Genomic DNA, 14,671 nt, shown 5'->3' with positions numbered 1-14,671 from the left:
CCGCGCCGGTCAGTTCAGCAGGCGCGCCCGCGCGAACGGCGCGATCCGCTCGGCGAGCCACGCGTGCGTGCGTGTCGTCGGGTGCAGCGTGTCCCAGAACACGAAGCGCGCCGGGTCGCGGCAGTCCGCACGCGGCGTCTGCGCGCTCAGGTAGGTGAGCGACGACGGTTTCGGGATGTCGAGGCACGCGCGCTTCGCGTCGTCGAAGCCGTATTGGGCCGGATGGCTCAGCAGGTCGTCGAACAGCGCGTACGCGTCGAACACCTCGAGCCGCAGCGTCGCGCCGTAACGGGCGCGCAGCGCGGCGGCCGCGTCGGCGAGGCGCCGGTTGTAGTCCTTCACCTGCGCGGCGACGCTCGCCGTGTCGGTGCGCGTCGCGAACACCGGTGCGCGCGACACGTCCGGCAGCGTGACGAGCATGATCCGCGTCGCGCCGGCCGCGGCAAGCCGCTCGAGGCTGTCGCGCACCGCATTCGCCGCCTGCTCGGGCGAGCGCCCGTAGTTCACCAGGTCGTTGCCGCCCGCGAACACCGCGAACAGCGTGTTGGCGGGCCGGTAGTCGGGTGCGCGATCCATGTATTCGCGCCACGAGTCGATCTGCTGGACGAGGCCCGGCACGACGAGGTACTGGTCGGTCGCCGCGCCGCCGATCGCCCAGTTGTAGAACGGCAGCCGCAGCGCGTTCGCGAGATATTCGGCCCACACCGGGCCGTTGCTGAAGCGTCCCGCCTGCCAGCTCGTGCCGTTCGGCAGCTTCCACTGGCTCGCGTTGAACATGTTCTGCGTGTCGGACAGGCTGTCGCCGAACACGATCAGCTTGTTGACGCGTGCGTCCTGTTGCGCGGCGTCGACGGTCCACACCGTGTAGTTGAACGACAGCGCGTTGTTCGCCGCGACCGCCTGCACGAGGTCGGACCGGATACCTTTCGCGGCCAGCGTCTTGCGGCACACGTCGGCGAGCGTGTCCTGCGTCGTCGTGCTGTAGAACATGTTCTTCCACTGCGTGATGCCGTCCGCCCACCAGTAGCCGGACACGCGATACCAGTCGCCGCCGGCGGGGTCGCGCGCCCATTCGTAGGTCGCGGCCGGCTTCAGCGGATCCGCGTCGATCCGGTACCAGCAGCGCAGGTACGTGTAGGTGTCGGACCCGCGGCGCGCCGCGCGCGGCGTCGCGCCGGGCGTGCCCGGCGCGGCCCGCGGCACGATGTCGGGGCCGGCCGGCGACAGCGACATGTCGCCCGTCGGCACGGGCAGCGGTGCGGCGCCGGCGGCCTGCGCGGCGGAAAGCGTCAATGCGGCGCCCAGCGCCGCGGCGGCGGAAACGGCGGCGGTGCGGTACGAAAACGGAATGCGGAAATATGGCATGCGGCCCTCTTCTGATTGTTGTGACGGGACGGCGGCGCGGTTGCGCAGCCGTGTATCGGAAGGGACCGTGAGTGCCGGGTTCGAGCCCGGTCTGTCGAAATGCGGGAGGCCGCGAATGGCGGCGAGGTGCTGCGAGGTACTACGCGATGCTACGAGGTGCGGCAGGGAAGGCAGCGGCGCCGCTGCCGGTCAGTTGGTGCTTCAGCGCATGAGCGCCGACACGCGCCCGTCGGGGCCATAGACGCCGGCCGGCGCGGGCGCCGAGCGCAGTACCGCGAGCGCGCGCTCGTTGTAGTCCATCCGGATCCGGATCAGCATTCCGTTGTTCGCATTGGCCTGGCGCGCGCGTTCGGCGGCCTGTTGCAGCAGCTGCCAGCGGCCGGCGAGGCGCGCATCGCGCTCGGCGGCCTGGTCCATTCCCTTCTTGCCGGCCGGAAAGCCGAGCGCGGAAAGCTGGGTGTCGCGCGTGCGTTCGAGCTGCGCGAGCCGGTCGATCAGCTCGCTCTTCTTCTCGACGATCCCGGGCAGCATCTCGAGCGGCTGGGCCATCGTCAGCGCCTTTTCCTCGTAGGCGAGCAGGGACGCGAACGCCTCGACCGTCGCGTGTTCGTCGTTGACCGTGGCCAGCAGCTCTTCTCTCATCGCGTCATGCTCGTCGCGCCGGCGCGGGTTGGGCGCGCCGGCAAACCGGGAGACCGGGGGACCGGCCGCGAGGCCGGCTTCAGTTGCCCGGGCGCTGCTGCTGCAGCAGCTCGCGGGCGGTATTCAATACGCCGTCGGCGATCTTGTTCGCGTCGATCGTCAACGTGCCGTTGTTCAGCGCGTCCTTGATCGACTGGACGAGGCCCGTGTCGATATCGGCGTTGCCGGACGCGGATACCGAACGCAACTGGCCGGACAGACCCGACAGGTTCACGGTCGTGTCGCCGCCGGTCGACCCTGCGTCGGCCGCCTGCGCGGACGAAGACGAGGCCGTGCCGGATGGCGCACGGGTCGCGCCGTTGCCGGTCGGCGCCAGGGGGCTCGGGTTCGGAGTGGAATCGATCTTCACGATGGGTTTCCTGTTCGGTTTGACCCAGATAACGGCCGGGTCGGCCCGAACTTTAGCATCGCGAGCCCGAAATGCTCCGAATAAACAATTCTTTACATTCTTGCCGCTGGATCCGTTCCTACAGCGGAATCTCCACGGTGCCGGCGTCCTTGACGATCGCCGTGACGATCTGGCCCGCCGCCATCCGCACCCTGACCGACTGGCCGGGCGCGGCATTCGCCAGCGCGCTGCCCTCGGCCGAAATCGTGAAACCGGGCCCGGCCGCGACGACCCGCACCGTCTGGCCGGCCGACACCGACGCCGCGCTCTTCAGCAGGTCCTGCCGCAGCGGCAGCCCGGCCGAGATGCGCGCGAGCGCGGTCGAGCCGATCGCCTGCGCCGGATCGGTGATCACCGCGAGCGGCAGCACCGTCAGGTCGCCGTCGCGGGCGACCAGGTCGGCCGCGGAGAGCGGCTCGCCGGGCGCGATCTGGCGCGCGGCGACGTAATAGGTGGCCTGCACGGTCACTTTCGCCTGCAGGTAGACGGTCCACGGCCGCTCGCCCGCGCAGCGCACGCCGACCGTCGTGCGGCCCCACAGGCGCGCGCCGGTCGGCATGAACGGCTCGAGCGTCGTGCACGCGGCGAGCCCGCGCGGAAACGCGGTCGTGACCGTCGCGGTGGTCTTGCCGGGCAGGCCCGCGATCTGCTGCTGCAGGAACGCGAGAGCCGCGCGGCGGATCGACTCGGGATCCTGCTGGCCGGGCGGCGTCGCGGGCTGGGCGGCATTGGCTGCATTGGCGGTATTGGCCGCCGGGGCCGCGTTGGCGGAACCCGGCGTCGCGCGCGGCGCCGGCAACGCCGACGCGGCGCGGGCGGCCGCCATGCGTGCGGCGAAGGCCGGCTGCGGGGCCGGCCGCACGGGATTCGACGCGGGTTCGGCCGTGCCGGCGACGACCATCGCGATCGCAGTCGGATCGGCGGCACGCGGCGCGCCATATCCGGCGTTCGCGCGGGCGGCCGCGTAGGTGGGGCGGGGCGCGGGCGCCGGTGCCGCAGCAGCCGGCGGCGGGACGGTCGTCACGACCATCGTGCCGGCCGGTTGCGGCGCGTAGCCGGTGCCGGCGGCACCCGTGCCGCTCGCCGCGCGACCCGCGTCCGGCGCGAGGCCCGCACCCGGCGCCATCGCCGCATTCCCGCCGAACTGCCCGCCGCTTGCCGCATTGGCGTGCGCGAGCGCGGTTTCGGCCGTCTCGCCGCGCCCGGGAATCACGATCATCCCGTCGTCCGCGTGCGCGGCCGGGGCGGCGATCCACAGCGCCGCGGCGAGCGCAAACGCACGCGCAAACGCACGCCGGACGTGCATGAGCCGCCCGTTCCTTCCGCGAAGTGCGCTGCCAGTCATCGCCCGATCCCCGATCCGTTGCTCCGCTTCGCATTCTAGGGAGCGGGGCCGTCGCGCAAACGATGAATAGAGGGGGCCTTTGCCGCGTTATTCGCCCGATTGCCGGTTGCGTCCGGCGCCTACCATCGCTGTCATGGAAAAAAGCCTCTCGGGTCGCCATCCGGCGCGAGGGGCGTGCAGCGCTTCATACGGAGAGACGCACACATGCTGGACAAACTCGATGCGGAATTCGCGTTCGGCCGACAGGCGCTCGACGTGCGCGCCTACCGGCAGGAACTGCTGTCGTCGAACATCGCGAACTCCGACACGCCCGGCTACCAGGCCCGCGACGTCGATTTCGCGTCGACGCTCGCGCGCTCGCTGAAGCAGGCCAATGGCGGCCTCGCGCCGAGCAACGCCGCGCAACTGCCGATGACGCAGCCGGCCGGCGTGACGAGCGGCATGTCGATGGTGTCGACGGCGGCGGGCCACATGGCCGGCACCGCGAAGCTGATCCCGACGGGCGGCCCGGCGGACGACTACGGCCGCGCGCAGTACCGGATGCCGCTGCAGCCGTCGCTCGACGGCAACACGGTCGATCTCGACGTCGAGCGCGTGCAGTTCGCGAACAACGCGCTGCACTACCAGACCGGGATGACCGTGATGACCCAGCAGATCAAGGCGATGATCGCCGCGATCACGACGAACCAGTGACGGCGCGCACCGCCTCCGAATCCGAGCAAAAGGAGCTTCCATGCCTTCGTTGATGAACATCTTCGGCGTCGCCGGCTCGGCGCTGTCTGCGCAGTCGCAGCGCCTGAACGTCACCGCGTCGAATCTCGCGAACGCCGACAGCGCGACCGGCCCCGACGGCAAGCCGTACAAGGCCAAGCAGGTCGTGTTCGCGACCGACCCGATCGGCGGCGCGCGCACCGCGTCCGGCCAGGGCGTGGGCGGCGTGCGCGTGACGAAGGTGATGGACGACCCGTCGCCGATGAAGTCGACCTACGACCCGTCGAACCCGGCCGCCGACGCCAACGGCTACGTGCAGATGCCGAACGTCGACCCGGTGCAGGAGATGGTGAACATGATCTCGGCGTCGCGCTCGTACCAGGCCAACGTCGAGACGCTGAACACCGCGAAGACGCTGATGCTCAAGACGCTGACGATCGGCTCGTAAGCCGCGCGCCGACCGACCTTACAGACCCGACAGTTCCGAAAGTCCAGACAGAAGGCCACCCAGGATGACTTCCTCCAGCACGACGATCGGCAGCAACGGCACGAACGTGTCGACCCTGCCGACCGACACGATGAACACCAACAACGTGTCGTCGACCAACGGCACGTCGGCGAGCGACCTGCAGGCGACGTTCCTGAAGCTGCTCGTCACGCAGCTGCAGAACCAGGACCCGACCAGCCCGGTCGACAGTTCGCAGATGACGTCGCAGCTCGCGCAGATCAATACGGTGAGCGGCATCGCGCAGCTGAATACGTCGCTCACGTCGCTGTCGTCGCAGCTCACGGCCGGCCAGCAGACGCAGGCCGCGCTGCTGATCGGCACGAACGTGCTCGCGCCGGGCAACGCGGTCGCGGTGAAGGGCGGCGCGGCGTCGCCGTTCGGCGTGTCGCTGTCGAGCTCGGTGTCGAACCTGACGATCACCGTGAAGAACGCGGCGGGCACCGTGGTGAACACGATCAAGGCGGGCGCGCAGTCGGCCGGCACCGTGCCGTTCAACTGGACGCCGACCGACTCGGCGGGCAACGCACTGCCCGACGGCAAGTACACCGTCAGCGCGTCGTACACCGACAGCAACGGCACGCCGCAGCCGGCCACGACGCTCGCGGCCTCGACGGTGCAGAGCGTGATCAAGCAGGCGGACGGCACGGCGGGGCTCGTGCTGTCGAACGGCACGACGGTGGGGCTGACCCAGGTCGCGTCGATCTTCCCGAATACGGCATCGTCGTCGCCCTCGTCCGGCGGCACCACCTCCAACTGATACTGATCGAGCATTCTCGAAACGGAGACCGAAATGGGTTATCAACAGGGTCTGAGCGGCCTCTCGGGTGCATCGAACGCGCTCGACGTGATCGGCAACAACATCGCCAACGCGAACACGGTCGGCTTCAAGTCGAGCACCGCGCAGTTCGCCGACATGTACGCGAACTCGGTCGCGACGTCGACCAACACGCAGATCGGCATCGGGACGCGGCTGAACTCGGTCGAGCAGAACTTCGGCCAGGGCGGGATCACCACGACGAACTCGTCGCTCAACGTCGCGATCAACGGCAACGGCTTCTTCCAGATGTCGAACAACGGCGTGACGACGTACTCGCGCGACGGCACGTTCCAGCGCGACAAGAACGGCTTCATCATCGACTCGCAGGGCCGCAACCTGATGGGCTACGCAGCCAACACGGGCGGCGTGATCAACACCGCGCAGACCGTGCCGCTGCAGGCGCCGACGACCAACCTCGCGCCGACCGCGACGACCAAGATCTCCGCGCAGTTCAACCTGAACTCGCAGGACACGGTGCCGACCAAGAAGCCGTTCAGCGCGACCGACAACACGACGTACAACTACTCGACGTCGATCCAGGTTTACGACTCGCTCGGCGGTTCGCAAGCGGTCAACATGTATTTCGTGAAGTCGGCGGCCGGCACGTGGGAAGCGTACGCGGGCGTGCAGGGCGGCGCGACGAACGACCTCGGCACGGTCACGTTCGACTCGTCGGGCGCGATCCAGAGCACGACGACGGGCACGCCGGCCACGCCGACCACGTCGCTCGGCCAGTTCCAGTTCACGGTGCCGAACACCGACGGCTCGGCGACGCCGCAGAACCTCACGCTCGACCTGACCGGCACGACGCAGTACGGCGGCAAGGACGGCGTGAACAACCTCGCGCAGGACGGCTTCGCGAGCGGCACGCTGACGACCTACACGATCGGCACCGACGGCAAGCTGACCGGCAACTACTCGAACGGCCAGACCGCCGTGCTCGGCCAGATCGCGCTCGCGAACTTCAACAACCCGAACGGGCTGGTGAACCTCGGCGGCAACCAGTACGTGGAAAGCTCCGCGTCGGGCGTGCCGCAGATCTCGGCGCCGGGCAGCACGAACCACGGCACGCTGCAGGGCAGCGCGCTCGAGAGCTCGAACGTCGACCTCACGTCGCAGCTCGTCAACCTGATCACCGCGCAGCGCAACTACCAGGCGAACGCGCAGACGATCAAGACGCAGCAGACCGTCGACCAGACGCTCATCAACCTGTAAGCGCGGATAACGGGCAGCCATGGACCGACTGATCTACACGGCGATGACGGGCGCGTCGCAGTCGCTCGACCAGCAGGCGATCGTCGCGAACAACCTCGCGAACGCGTCGACGACGGGCTTTCGCGCGCAGCTCGCGACGTATCGCGCGGTGCCGATGAATTTCGGCGACGGCAGCAACATCGACCCGACGACGACGCGCACCTACGTGCTCGCGTCGACGCCCGGCGCCGATTACGCGCCGGGTCCGATCACGCGCACCGGCAACCCGCTCGACGTCGCCGTGCAGGGCGCCGGCTGGCTGGCGGTGCAGGCGGCCGACGGCAGCGAGGCGTACACGCGCGCCGGCAACCTGCACGTCGACGAGAACGGCCAGCTCGTCACCGCGAGCAACCTGCCGGTGGTCGGCAACGGCGGCCCGATCTCGGTGCCGCCGAACGCGGAAGTGACGATCGGCAAGGACGGCACGGTGTCCGCGCTGATGCCGGGCGACCCGCCGACGGCGGTCGCGATCGTCGACCAGATGAAGCTCGTCAATCCCGATCCGGCCACGCTCACGCGCGGCAACGACGGGTTGTTCCGCACCGCCGACGGCAATCCGGCCGACGCCGACCCGAACGTGGTCGTCACGCCGAATTCGCTCGAGGGCAGCAACGTCAACCCGGTGACCGCGATGGTCGCGATGATCGACAACGCGCGCGCGTTCCAGCTTCAGTCGAAGCTGATCCAGACGGCCGACCAGAACGAGCAGTCGGCGAACCAGCTGCTCAACTTCAGCTGAGCGCCCGCGCCAGCTTACGCAGGAGAATCGACAAGTGAACCGTTCGCTCTACATCGCCGCCACCGGCATGAATGCGCAGCAGGCGCAGATGGACGTGATTTCGAACAACCTCGCGAACACCAGCACGAACGGCTTCAAGGCGTCGCGCGCGGTGTTCGAGGATCTGCTGTACCAGACCATCCGCCAGCCGGGCGCGAACTCGACGCAGCAGACCGAGCTGCCGTCGGGCCTGCAACTCGGCACCGGCGTGCAGCAGGTCGCGACCGAGCGCCTGTACACGCAGGGCGGCCTCACGCAGACCGGCAACTCGAAGGACGTCGCGATCAACGGCGCGGGCTTCTTCCAGGTGCTGATGCCGGACGGCACGAACGCGTACACGCGCGACGGCTCGTTCCAGACCAACGCGCAGGGCCAGCTCGTCACGTCGAGCGGCTACCAGATCCTGCCGGCGATCACGATCCCGCAGAACGCGACGTCGCTGACGATCGGCAAGGACGGCGTCGTGTCGGTCACGCAGGCGGGCTCGACCAATTCGGTGCAGATCGGCTCGCTGCAGATCGCGACCTTCATCAACCCGGCCGGCCTCGAGGCGCGCGGCGAGAACCTGTTCTCCGAGACCACGTCGTCGGGCGCGCCGAACGTGTCGCAGCCGGGCCTGAACGGCGCGGGCGTGCTCAACCAGAACTACGTCGAAGCGTCGAACGTGAACGTCGTGCAGGAGCTCGTCAACATGATCCAGACGCAGCGTGCCTACGAGATCAACAGCAAGGCCGTGACGACGTCCGACCAGATGCTGCAGACCGTCACGCAGATGAAGAGCTAACCGGAAAGTCCCGTCGTCGCCATGAAGCAGGTTCGCCTCCTCCCGTCAGCCACCGTCCGCGCCGCATGCGCGGTCGCGGTGGCGGCGCTCGCCGCCGGTTGCGCGCAGATTCCGCGCGATCCGATCATCCAGCAGCCGATGACGGCGCAGCCGCCGATGCCGATGTCGATGCAGGCGCCCGGCTCGATCTACAACCCCGGCTACGCGGGGCGGCCGCTGTTCGAGGATCAGCGGCCGCGCAACGTCGGCGACATCCTGACGATCATGATCGCGGAGAACATCAACGCGACCAAGTCGTCGGGCGCGAACACGAACCGGCAGGGCAACACCGACTTCAACGTGCCGACGGCCGGCTTCCTCGGCGGGCTGTTCGCGAAGGCGAACCTGTCGGCCGCCGGCAACAACAAGTTCGCGGCGACCGGCGGCGCGAGCGCGGCGAACACGTTCAACGGCACGATCACGGTGACCGTCACCAACGTGCTGCCGAACGGCAACCTGGTGGTCAGCGGCGAGAAGCAGATGCTGATCAACCAGGGCAACGAATTCGTGCGCTTCTCGGGCGTCGTGAACCCGAACACGATCTCGGGCGCGAACTCGGTCTACTCGACGCAGGTCGCCGACGCGAAGATCGAATACTCGTCGAAGGGCTACATCAACGAAGCCGAGACGATGGGCTGGCTGCAGCGCTTCTTCCTCAACATCGCGCCGTGGTGATGACGATGCAGAAGACCCTGTTCGACCGGCTGTCGGCCCGCGCGCATGGCGCCGCGCGGCTCGCCCTCGTGTTCGCGGCGGTGGCCGCGGCGTGCGTGCTCGGCGCGGCGCCCGCGCACGCGGAACGCCTGAAGGATCTCGCGCAGATCCAGGGCGTGCGCGACAACCCGCTGATCGGCTACGGCCTCGTCGTCGGTCTCGACGGCACGGGCGACCAGACGATGCAGACGCCGTTCACGACGCAGACGCTCGCGAACATGCTCGCGAACCTCGGCATCTCGATCAACAACGGTTCGGCCAACGGCGGCCCGTCGTCGCTGAGCAACATGCAGCTGAAGAACGTCGCGGCCGTGATGGTGACCGCCACGCTGCCGCCGTTCGCGCGGCCGGGCGAGGCGCTTGACGTCACCGTGTCGTCGCTCGGCAACGCGAAGAGCCTGCGCGGCGGCACGCTGCTGCTCACGCCGCTGAAGGGCGCGGACGGCCAGGTCTATGCGCTCGCGCAGGGCAACATGGCGGTCGGCGGCGCGGGCGCGAGCGCGAACGGCAGCCGCGTGCAGGTGAACCAGCTCGCGGCCGGCCGGATCGTCGGCGGCGCGATCGTCGAGCGTGCGGTGCCGAACGCGATCGCGCAGATGAACGGCGTGCTGCAGCTGCAGCTGAACGACATGGACTACGGCACCGCGCAGCGGATCGTGTCCGCGGTCAATTCGAGCTTCGGCCCGGGCACCGCGACGGCGCTCGACGGCCGCACGATCCAGCTCGCCGCGCCGGCCGATTCGGCGCAGCAGGTCGCGTTCATGGCGCGCCTGCAGAACCTCGACGTGAGCCCGGACAAGGCCGCGGCGAAGGTGATCCTGAACGCGCGCACCGGCTCGATCGTGATGAACCAGATGGTCACGCTGCAGAGCTGCGCGGTCGCGCACGGCAACCTGTCGGTCGTGGTCAACACGCAGCCGGTGGTGTCGCAGCCGGGGCCGTTCTCGAACGGGCAGACGGTGGTGGCGCAGCAGTCGCAGATCCAGCTCAAGCAGGACAACGGCGCGCTGAAGATGGTGACGGCCGGCGCGAATCTCGCCGACGTCGTGAAGGCGCTGAACACGCTCGGCGCGACGCCCGCGGACCTGATGTCGATCCTGCAGGCGATGAAGGCCGCCGGCGCGCTGCGCGCCGACCTGGAGATCATCTAAATGGCAGCCTCTCTTCCGAACGCGAACGACCTCACGCAGCGCTTCGCGCTCGACGTGCAGGGTTTCGACGCGCTGCGCGCGCAGGCCAAACAGTCGCCGCAGGCCGGCGCGAAGGCGGTCGCCGGCCAGTTCGACGCGATGTTCACGCAGATGATGCTCAAGAGCATGCGCGACGCGTCGCCGGACGGCGGGCTGTTCGATTCGCATACGTCCAAGCTGTACACGTCGATGCTCGACCAGCAGCTCGCGCAGCAGATGTCGACGCGCGGGATCGGCGTCGCCGACGCGCTGATGAAGCAGCTGCTGCGCAATGCGGGGCAGGGCGCGGGCAGCGACACGGCGGCCGACGTCGGCGCGGGCGGCCTGGGCGCGGGCGGCCTCGGCACGTCGGGTAACGAAGGCGGCCTCGCCGCGATGAACGCGATGGCGAAGGCCTACGCGAACGCGGCGAACAACGGCGGGCTCGCCGGCACGCGCGGCTACTCGGCCGGCAGCGCGCTGACGCCGCCGCTGAAGGGCGCGAGCGGCGTGCAGGACGCCGACGCGTTCGTCGACCGGCTCGCGGGCCCCGCGCAGGCGGCCAGCGCGTCGACCGGCATCCCGGCGCGCTTCATCGTCGGCCAGGCCGCGCTCGAGTCGGGCTGGGGCAAGCGCGAGATTCGCGCGAGCGACGGCTCGACCAGCTACAACGTGTTCGGCATCAAGGCGACCAAGGGCTGGACCGGCCGCACGGTGTCGGCGCTGACGACCGAATACGTGAACGGCACGCCGCGCCGCGTGGTCGCGAAGTTCCGCGCGTACGACTCGTACGAGCACGCGATGACCGATTACGCGACCCTGCTGAAGAACAATCCGCGCTACTCGGGCGTGCTGAGCGCGAGCCGCAGCGTCGAAGGCTTCGCGCACGGGATGCAGAAGGCCGGCTACGCGACCGACCCGAACTACGCGAAGAAGCTGATCTCGATCATGCAGCAGATCGGCTGACGGCCCGTCGGCCCGCGCCGTTGCCCCTTTCGGACCGCGCCCGGCAGCCCGCCGCGCGCGGTTTCAACGTTTGCGCGAAAAAAATCCCCGTTTCGATCTAAACTTTCGGTCAGCACTGCCGCTAAGTGTGAGAGACCTGCGACCGGGCCCCCGTTCTGGCCCGGTTTTATCGCGCACCGGTTGCCCGGGCGCCCATGACAAGAAAGACCGGCTAGCCATGAATATCGAAACGTCGACGGACCCCAGCCTGGATGCAGGCCACTCCGGGCCCGACTATGCCCGCCGCAATCCGCTGGAAATCGGCGTGCAGCTGCGCAACCTCGTCAATCGCGGCGATTTCCTGACCGTCCAGTATCCGGGCGGCCAGCTCGTCACGCGCCTGCTCGAGGTGGATGTCGGCGCGCGGACGTTCACGTTCGACTGGGGCGCGCTGTCCGAGCAGAACGCCGGCATCCTGGGCGCGTCGCACTGCACGTTCGCGGCCGCGCCGGAGGGCGTGCGCGTCGAATTCTCCACGGGCACGCCGCGCGAGACGCGCTACGAGGGGCTGCCCGCGTTCGTCGCTGATTTCCCCGACGTCCTGATGTGCATCCAGCGCCGCGAGTATTTCCGCGTCGATGCGCCGGTCGTCGATCCGTACGTGTGCCGCGGCAAGCTGCCGGACGGCGAGAGCTTCCTGTTCGAGGTGCACAACCTGTCGCTCGGCGGCGTGGGGTTGCGCACGGCGGACGAACGCGTCGAGGCGCTCGAGGTCGGCACGCTGCTGCCCGACGTCGAGCTCGAGCTGACCGGCCACGGCAAGCTGTCGCTCGACCTGCAGCTCGTGTCGCAGCGTTCGACGCAGATGCCGAACGGGTCGCGGCGCTACCAGCTCGGCTTCCGCTACATGTCGCTGCCGGGCAGCGCGGAGAACACGCTGCAGCGGCTGATCACGCAGCTCGAGATGAAGCGCCGCTCGCTCGCGCGGGCCTGACGCGCCCGCGGCGGCCGGCCCCGCCCGGGGCCGCTCGAGGCCGCCCGCGCGCCGCCCACGCACCGCCGCCGGCCCGGGCCGCCGGGCGTTTCGACCCGCCACGCGCGAGCGCGCGTCGCGCGTGCATTTTTTCCTCAATTTTTTCGATCCGCGGCCGTTATACCGGGAGTCACGCAACCCGGCGGCCGCAGCGCGGCCGGCTCATCAGGATCGCGCATGTCCAACACACTCATGAACCTCGGCGTCAGCGGCCTGAATGCCGCGCTCTGGGGCCTCACGACGACCGGCCAGAACATCAGCAACGCGGCGACGCCGGGTTATTCGGTCGAACGCCCCGTCTATGCCGAGGCAAGCGGCCAGTACACGAGCAGCGGCTACATGCCGCAGGGCGTGAACACCGTCACCGTGCAGCGGCAGTACAGCCAGTACCTGAGCGACCAGCTGAACGGTGCGCAGACGCAGAGCGGCGCGCTGTCGACGTGGTATTCGCTCGTCACGCAGCTGAACAACTACATCGGCAGCCCGACGTCCGGCATCTCGACCGCGATCACGAACTACTTCACCGGGATGCAGAACGTCGCGAACAGCGCGTCCGACGCGTCGGTGCGGCAGACCGCGATGAGCAATGCGCAGACGCTCGCGAACCAGATCACGGCGGCCGGCCAGCAGTACGACGCGCTGCGCCAGAGCGTGAACACGCAGCTCACGAGCACCGTGACGCAGATCAACGCGTACACCGCGCAGATCGCGCAGTTGAACCAGCAGATCGCGTCCGCGAGCAGCCAGGGCCAGCCGCCGAACCAGTTGATGGACCAGCGCGACCTCGCGGTGTCGAACCTGTCGAACCTCGCGGGCGTGCAGGTGGTGCGCAACAGCGACGGCTACAGCGTGTTTCTCGCGGGCGGCACGCCGCTCGTCGTCGCGAACAAGAGCTACCAGCTCGCGGCCGTCACGTCGCCGTCCGATCCGAGCGAGCTGACCGTCGTGTCGCAGGGCATCGCCGGCGCGAACCCGCAGGGGCCGAACCAGGCGCTGTCCGACGCGTCGCTGTCGGGCGGCACGCTCGGCGGCCTGCTCGCGTTCCGCAGCCAGACGCTCGACCCGGCCGAAGCGCAGCTCGGCGCGATCGCGACCAGCTTCGCCGCGCAGGTCAACGCGCAGAACGCGCTCGGCATCGACCTGTCGGGCAACGTCGGCGGCAACCTGTTCACCACCGGCACGCCGATCACGTACGCGAACCAGGGCAATACCGGCAACGCGGCGCTGTCCGTGTCGTTCGCGAACGCGTCGCAGCCGACCACGAGCGACTACACGCTGTCGTACGACGGCACGAACTACACGCTGACCGACCGCGCGAGCGGCGCGGTGGTCGGCCAGTCGGCCAGCATGCCGGCCTCGATCGGCGGGCTGAACTTCTCGTTCTCGTCCGGCGCGATGAACGCCGGCGACAAGTTCACCGTGCAGCCGACGCGCGGCGCGCTGAACGGCTTCGGCCTCGCGACGTCGAACGGCTCCGCGATCGCGGCGGCGTCGCCGTACGTGCCGTCGGCCACCAAGACGAACACGGGCACCGGCACGATCGGCGGGCTGACGGTCACCAGCGCGACGGCCGCGGCCAATCCGCACAACTACACGATCACGATGGGCGGCACGACCGCCAGCCCGACCTACACGGTCACCGACAACACGGCCGTGCCGCCGACGACCAGCGCGGCGCAGCCGTACCAGTCCGGCACGCCGATCACGCTGACGGCCGGCGTCACGGTCACGGTGTCGGGCGCGCCCACGGCCGGCGACACGTTTACGGTCGCGCCGAACACGGGCGGCACGAACGACGGCAGCAACGCACTTGCGCTGTCGAAGCTCGTCAGCGCGAAATCGTTCGGCAACGGCTCGACCACGCTGACGGGCGCGTACGCGAGCTACGTGAACGGCATCGGCAACACGACGAGCCAGCTGAAGTCGTCGAGCGCTGCGCAGACTTCGCTGATCGGCCAGATCACGCAGGCGCAGCAGTCGGTGTCGGGCGTGAACCAGAACGAAGAGGCGGCCAACCTGATGCAGTACCAGCAGCTCTACCAGGCGAACGCGAAGGTGATCCAGACCGCGTCGACGCTGTTCCAGACCGTGCTCGGCCTGTTCAACTGATTTCGGGGAT

The 14,671-nt window shown here is 69.1% G+C and carries 15 protein-coding genes; 11 read left to right on the top strand and 4 right to left on the bottom strand.

Annotation, left to right across the window (positions count from 1 at the left end; all coding sequences use genetic code 11):
- Nucleotides 1-9 precede the first annotated feature (9 nt).
- The 4 genes from E9536_RS35425 to flgA all read right to left on the bottom strand — a co-directional run bounded on the left by E9536_RS35425 (nt 10) and on the right by flgA (nt 3,800).
- The gene (locus E9536_RS35425) at nt 10-1,365 is read right to left on the bottom strand and encodes an SGNH/GDSL hydrolase family protein (RefSeq protein ID WP_136472407.1); all 1,356 of its coding nucleotides are present in this window, start codon (nt 1,363-1,365) and stop codon (nt 10-12) included.
- A 201-nt stretch (nt 1,366-1,566) separates the two neighbouring features.
- Nucleotides 1,567-2,007, bottom strand: a complete 441-nt coding sequence (locus tag E9536_RS35420) for a flagellar protein FlgN (protein WP_021163144.1) — start codon at nt 2,005-2,007, stop codon at nt 1,567-1,569.
- Nucleotides 2,008-2,086: 79 nt separating this feature from the next.
- Nucleotides 2,087-2,416, bottom strand: coding sequence for a flagellar biosynthesis anti-sigma factor FlgM (gene flgM, locus E9536_RS35415; RefSeq protein WP_027788917.1), 330 nt, complete (start codon nt 2,414-2,416; stop codon nt 2,087-2,089).
- A 118-nt stretch (nt 2,417-2,534) separates the two neighbouring features.
- Nucleotides 2,535-3,800, bottom strand: coding sequence for a flagellar basal body P-ring formation chaperone FlgA (gene flgA, locus E9536_RS35410; RefSeq protein ID WP_136472405.1), 1,266 nt, complete (start codon nt 3,798-3,800; stop codon nt 2,535-2,537).
- A 204-nt stretch (nt 3,801-4,004) separates the two neighbouring features.
- On the opposite strand from flgA, the gene flgB reads away from it, so the two are divergent.
- From flgB to flgK, 11 genes are all read left to right on the top strand, one after another.
- Nucleotides 4,005-4,493, top strand: coding sequence for a flagellar basal body rod protein FlgB (gene flgB / locus E9536_RS35405; protein WP_021164155.1), 489 nt, complete (start codon nt 4,005-4,007; stop codon nt 4,491-4,493).
- A 40-nt stretch (nt 4,494-4,533) separates the two neighbouring features.
- Nucleotides 4,534-4,959 (top strand): flagellar basal body rod protein FlgC, encoded by a 426-nt coding sequence (gene flgC / locus E9536_RS35400; protein WP_021164156.1) that lies wholly within the window; start codon nt 4,534-4,536, stop codon nt 4,957-4,959.
- 64 nt (nt 4,960-5,023) lie between these two features.
- The gene (locus tag E9536_RS35395; protein WP_027788919.1) at nt 5,024-5,776 is read left to right on the top strand and encodes a flagellar hook assembly protein FlgD; all 753 of its coding nucleotides are present in this window, start codon (nt 5,024-5,026) and stop codon (nt 5,774-5,776) included.
- A 33-nt stretch (nt 5,777-5,809) separates the two neighbouring features.
- Nucleotides 5,810-7,051, top strand: coding sequence for a flagellar hook protein FlgE (gene flgE / locus E9536_RS35390; protein WP_059700411.1), 1,242 nt, complete (start codon nt 5,810-5,812; stop codon nt 7,049-7,051).
- 19 nt (nt 7,052-7,070) lie between these two features.
- A complete protein-coding gene (gene flgF, locus E9536_RS35385; protein ID WP_027788921.1) occupies nt 7,071-7,829 on the top strand; it encodes a flagellar basal-body rod protein FlgF in 759 nt (252 codons plus the stop codon).
- A gap of 34 nt (nt 7,830-7,863) precedes the next feature.
- Nucleotides 7,864-8,652: a flagellar basal-body rod protein FlgG gene (gene flgG / locus E9536_RS35380; RefSeq protein WP_021164160.1), complete on the top strand. Its 789-nt coding sequence runs from the start codon at nt 7,864-7,866 to the stop codon at nt 8,650-8,652.
- Between the two features lie 21 nt (nt 8,653-8,673).
- Nucleotides 8,674-9,366, top strand: coding sequence for a flagellar basal body L-ring protein FlgH (flgH, locus tag E9536_RS35375; RefSeq protein ID WP_027788922.1), 693 nt, complete (start codon nt 8,674-8,676; stop codon nt 9,364-9,366).
- A gap of 5 nt (nt 9,367-9,371) precedes the next feature.
- Nucleotides 9,372-10,556 carry a flagellar basal body P-ring protein FlgI gene (locus tag E9536_RS35370; RefSeq protein ID WP_027788923.1) on the top strand — a complete coding sequence of 395 codons (1,185 nt, stop codon included), beginning with the start codon at nt 9,372-9,374 and terminating at the stop codon, nt 10,554-10,556.
- Nucleotides 10,557-11,540: a flagellar assembly peptidoglycan hydrolase FlgJ gene (flgJ, locus tag E9536_RS35365; protein ID WP_059688302.1), complete on the top strand. Its 984-nt coding sequence runs from the start codon at nt 10,557-10,559 to the stop codon at nt 11,538-11,540.
- A gap of 217 nt (nt 11,541-11,757) precedes the next feature.
- Entirely contained in the window at nt 11,758-12,513 is a 756-nt protein-coding gene (locus tag E9536_RS35360) for a flagellar brake protein (protein WP_021164374.1), read from the top strand.
- A gap of 216 nt (nt 12,514-12,729) precedes the next feature.
- Nucleotides 12,730-14,661: a flagellar hook-associated protein FlgK gene (flgK, locus tag E9536_RS35355; protein ID WP_060373186.1), complete on the top strand. Its 1,932-nt coding sequence runs from the start codon at nt 12,730-12,732 to the stop codon at nt 14,659-14,661.
- Nucleotides 14,662-14,671: the final 10 nt, after the last annotated feature.

Source organism: Burkholderia sp. LS-044 (assembly GCF_004803625.1).
Taxonomy (GTDB): Bacteria; Pseudomonadota; Gammaproteobacteria; order Burkholderiales; family Burkholderiaceae; genus Burkholderia; species Burkholderia cepacia.
This window is presented reverse-complemented; position numbering and strand designations above follow the sequence as displayed.

Coding starts and splice junctions, on each gene's coding strand:
- E9536_RS35425 (WP_136472407.1), bottom strand. CDS start 1,365: ATGCCATATTTCCGCATTCCGTTTTCGTACCGCACCGCCGCCGTTTCC.
- E9536_RS35420 (WP_021163144.1), bottom strand. CDS start 2,007: ATGAGAGAAGAGCTGCTGGCCACGGTCAACGACGAACACGCGACGGTC.
- flgA (WP_136472405.1), bottom strand. CDS start 3,800: ATGACTGGCAGCGCACTTCGCGGAAGGAACGGGCGGCTCATGCACGTC.
- flgB (WP_021164155.1), top strand. CDS start 4,005: ATGCTGGACAAACTCGATGCGGAATTCGCGTTCGGCCGACAGGCGCTC.
- flgC (WP_021164156.1), top strand. CDS start 4,534: ATGCCTTCGTTGATGAACATCTTCGGCGTCGCCGGCTCGGCGCTGTCT.
- E9536_RS35395 (WP_027788919.1), top strand. CDS start 5,024: ATGACTTCCTCCAGCACGACGATCGGCAGCAACGGCACGAACGTGTCG.
- flgE (WP_059700411.1), top strand. CDS start 5,810: ATGGGTTATCAACAGGGTCTGAGCGGCCTCTCGGGTGCATCGAACGCG.
- flgF (WP_027788921.1), top strand. CDS start 7,071: ATGGACCGACTGATCTACACGGCGATGACGGGCGCGTCGCAGTCGCTC.
- flgH (WP_027788922.1), top strand. CDS start 8,674: ATGAAGCAGGTTCGCCTCCTCCCGTCAGCCACCGTCCGCGCCGCATGC.
- E9536_RS35370 (WP_027788923.1), top strand. CDS start 9,372: ATGCAGAAGACCCTGTTCGACCGGCTGTCGGCCCGCGCGCATGGCGCC.
- flgJ (WP_059688302.1), top strand. CDS start 10,557: ATGGCAGCCTCTCTTCCGAACGCGAACGACCTCACGCAGCGCTTCGCG.
- E9536_RS35360 (WP_021164374.1), top strand. CDS start 11,758: ATGAATATCGAAACGTCGACGGACCCCAGCCTGGATGCAGGCCACTCC.
- flgK (WP_060373186.1), top strand. CDS start 12,730: ATGTCCAACACACTCATGAACCTCGGCGTCAGCGGCCTGAATGCCGCG.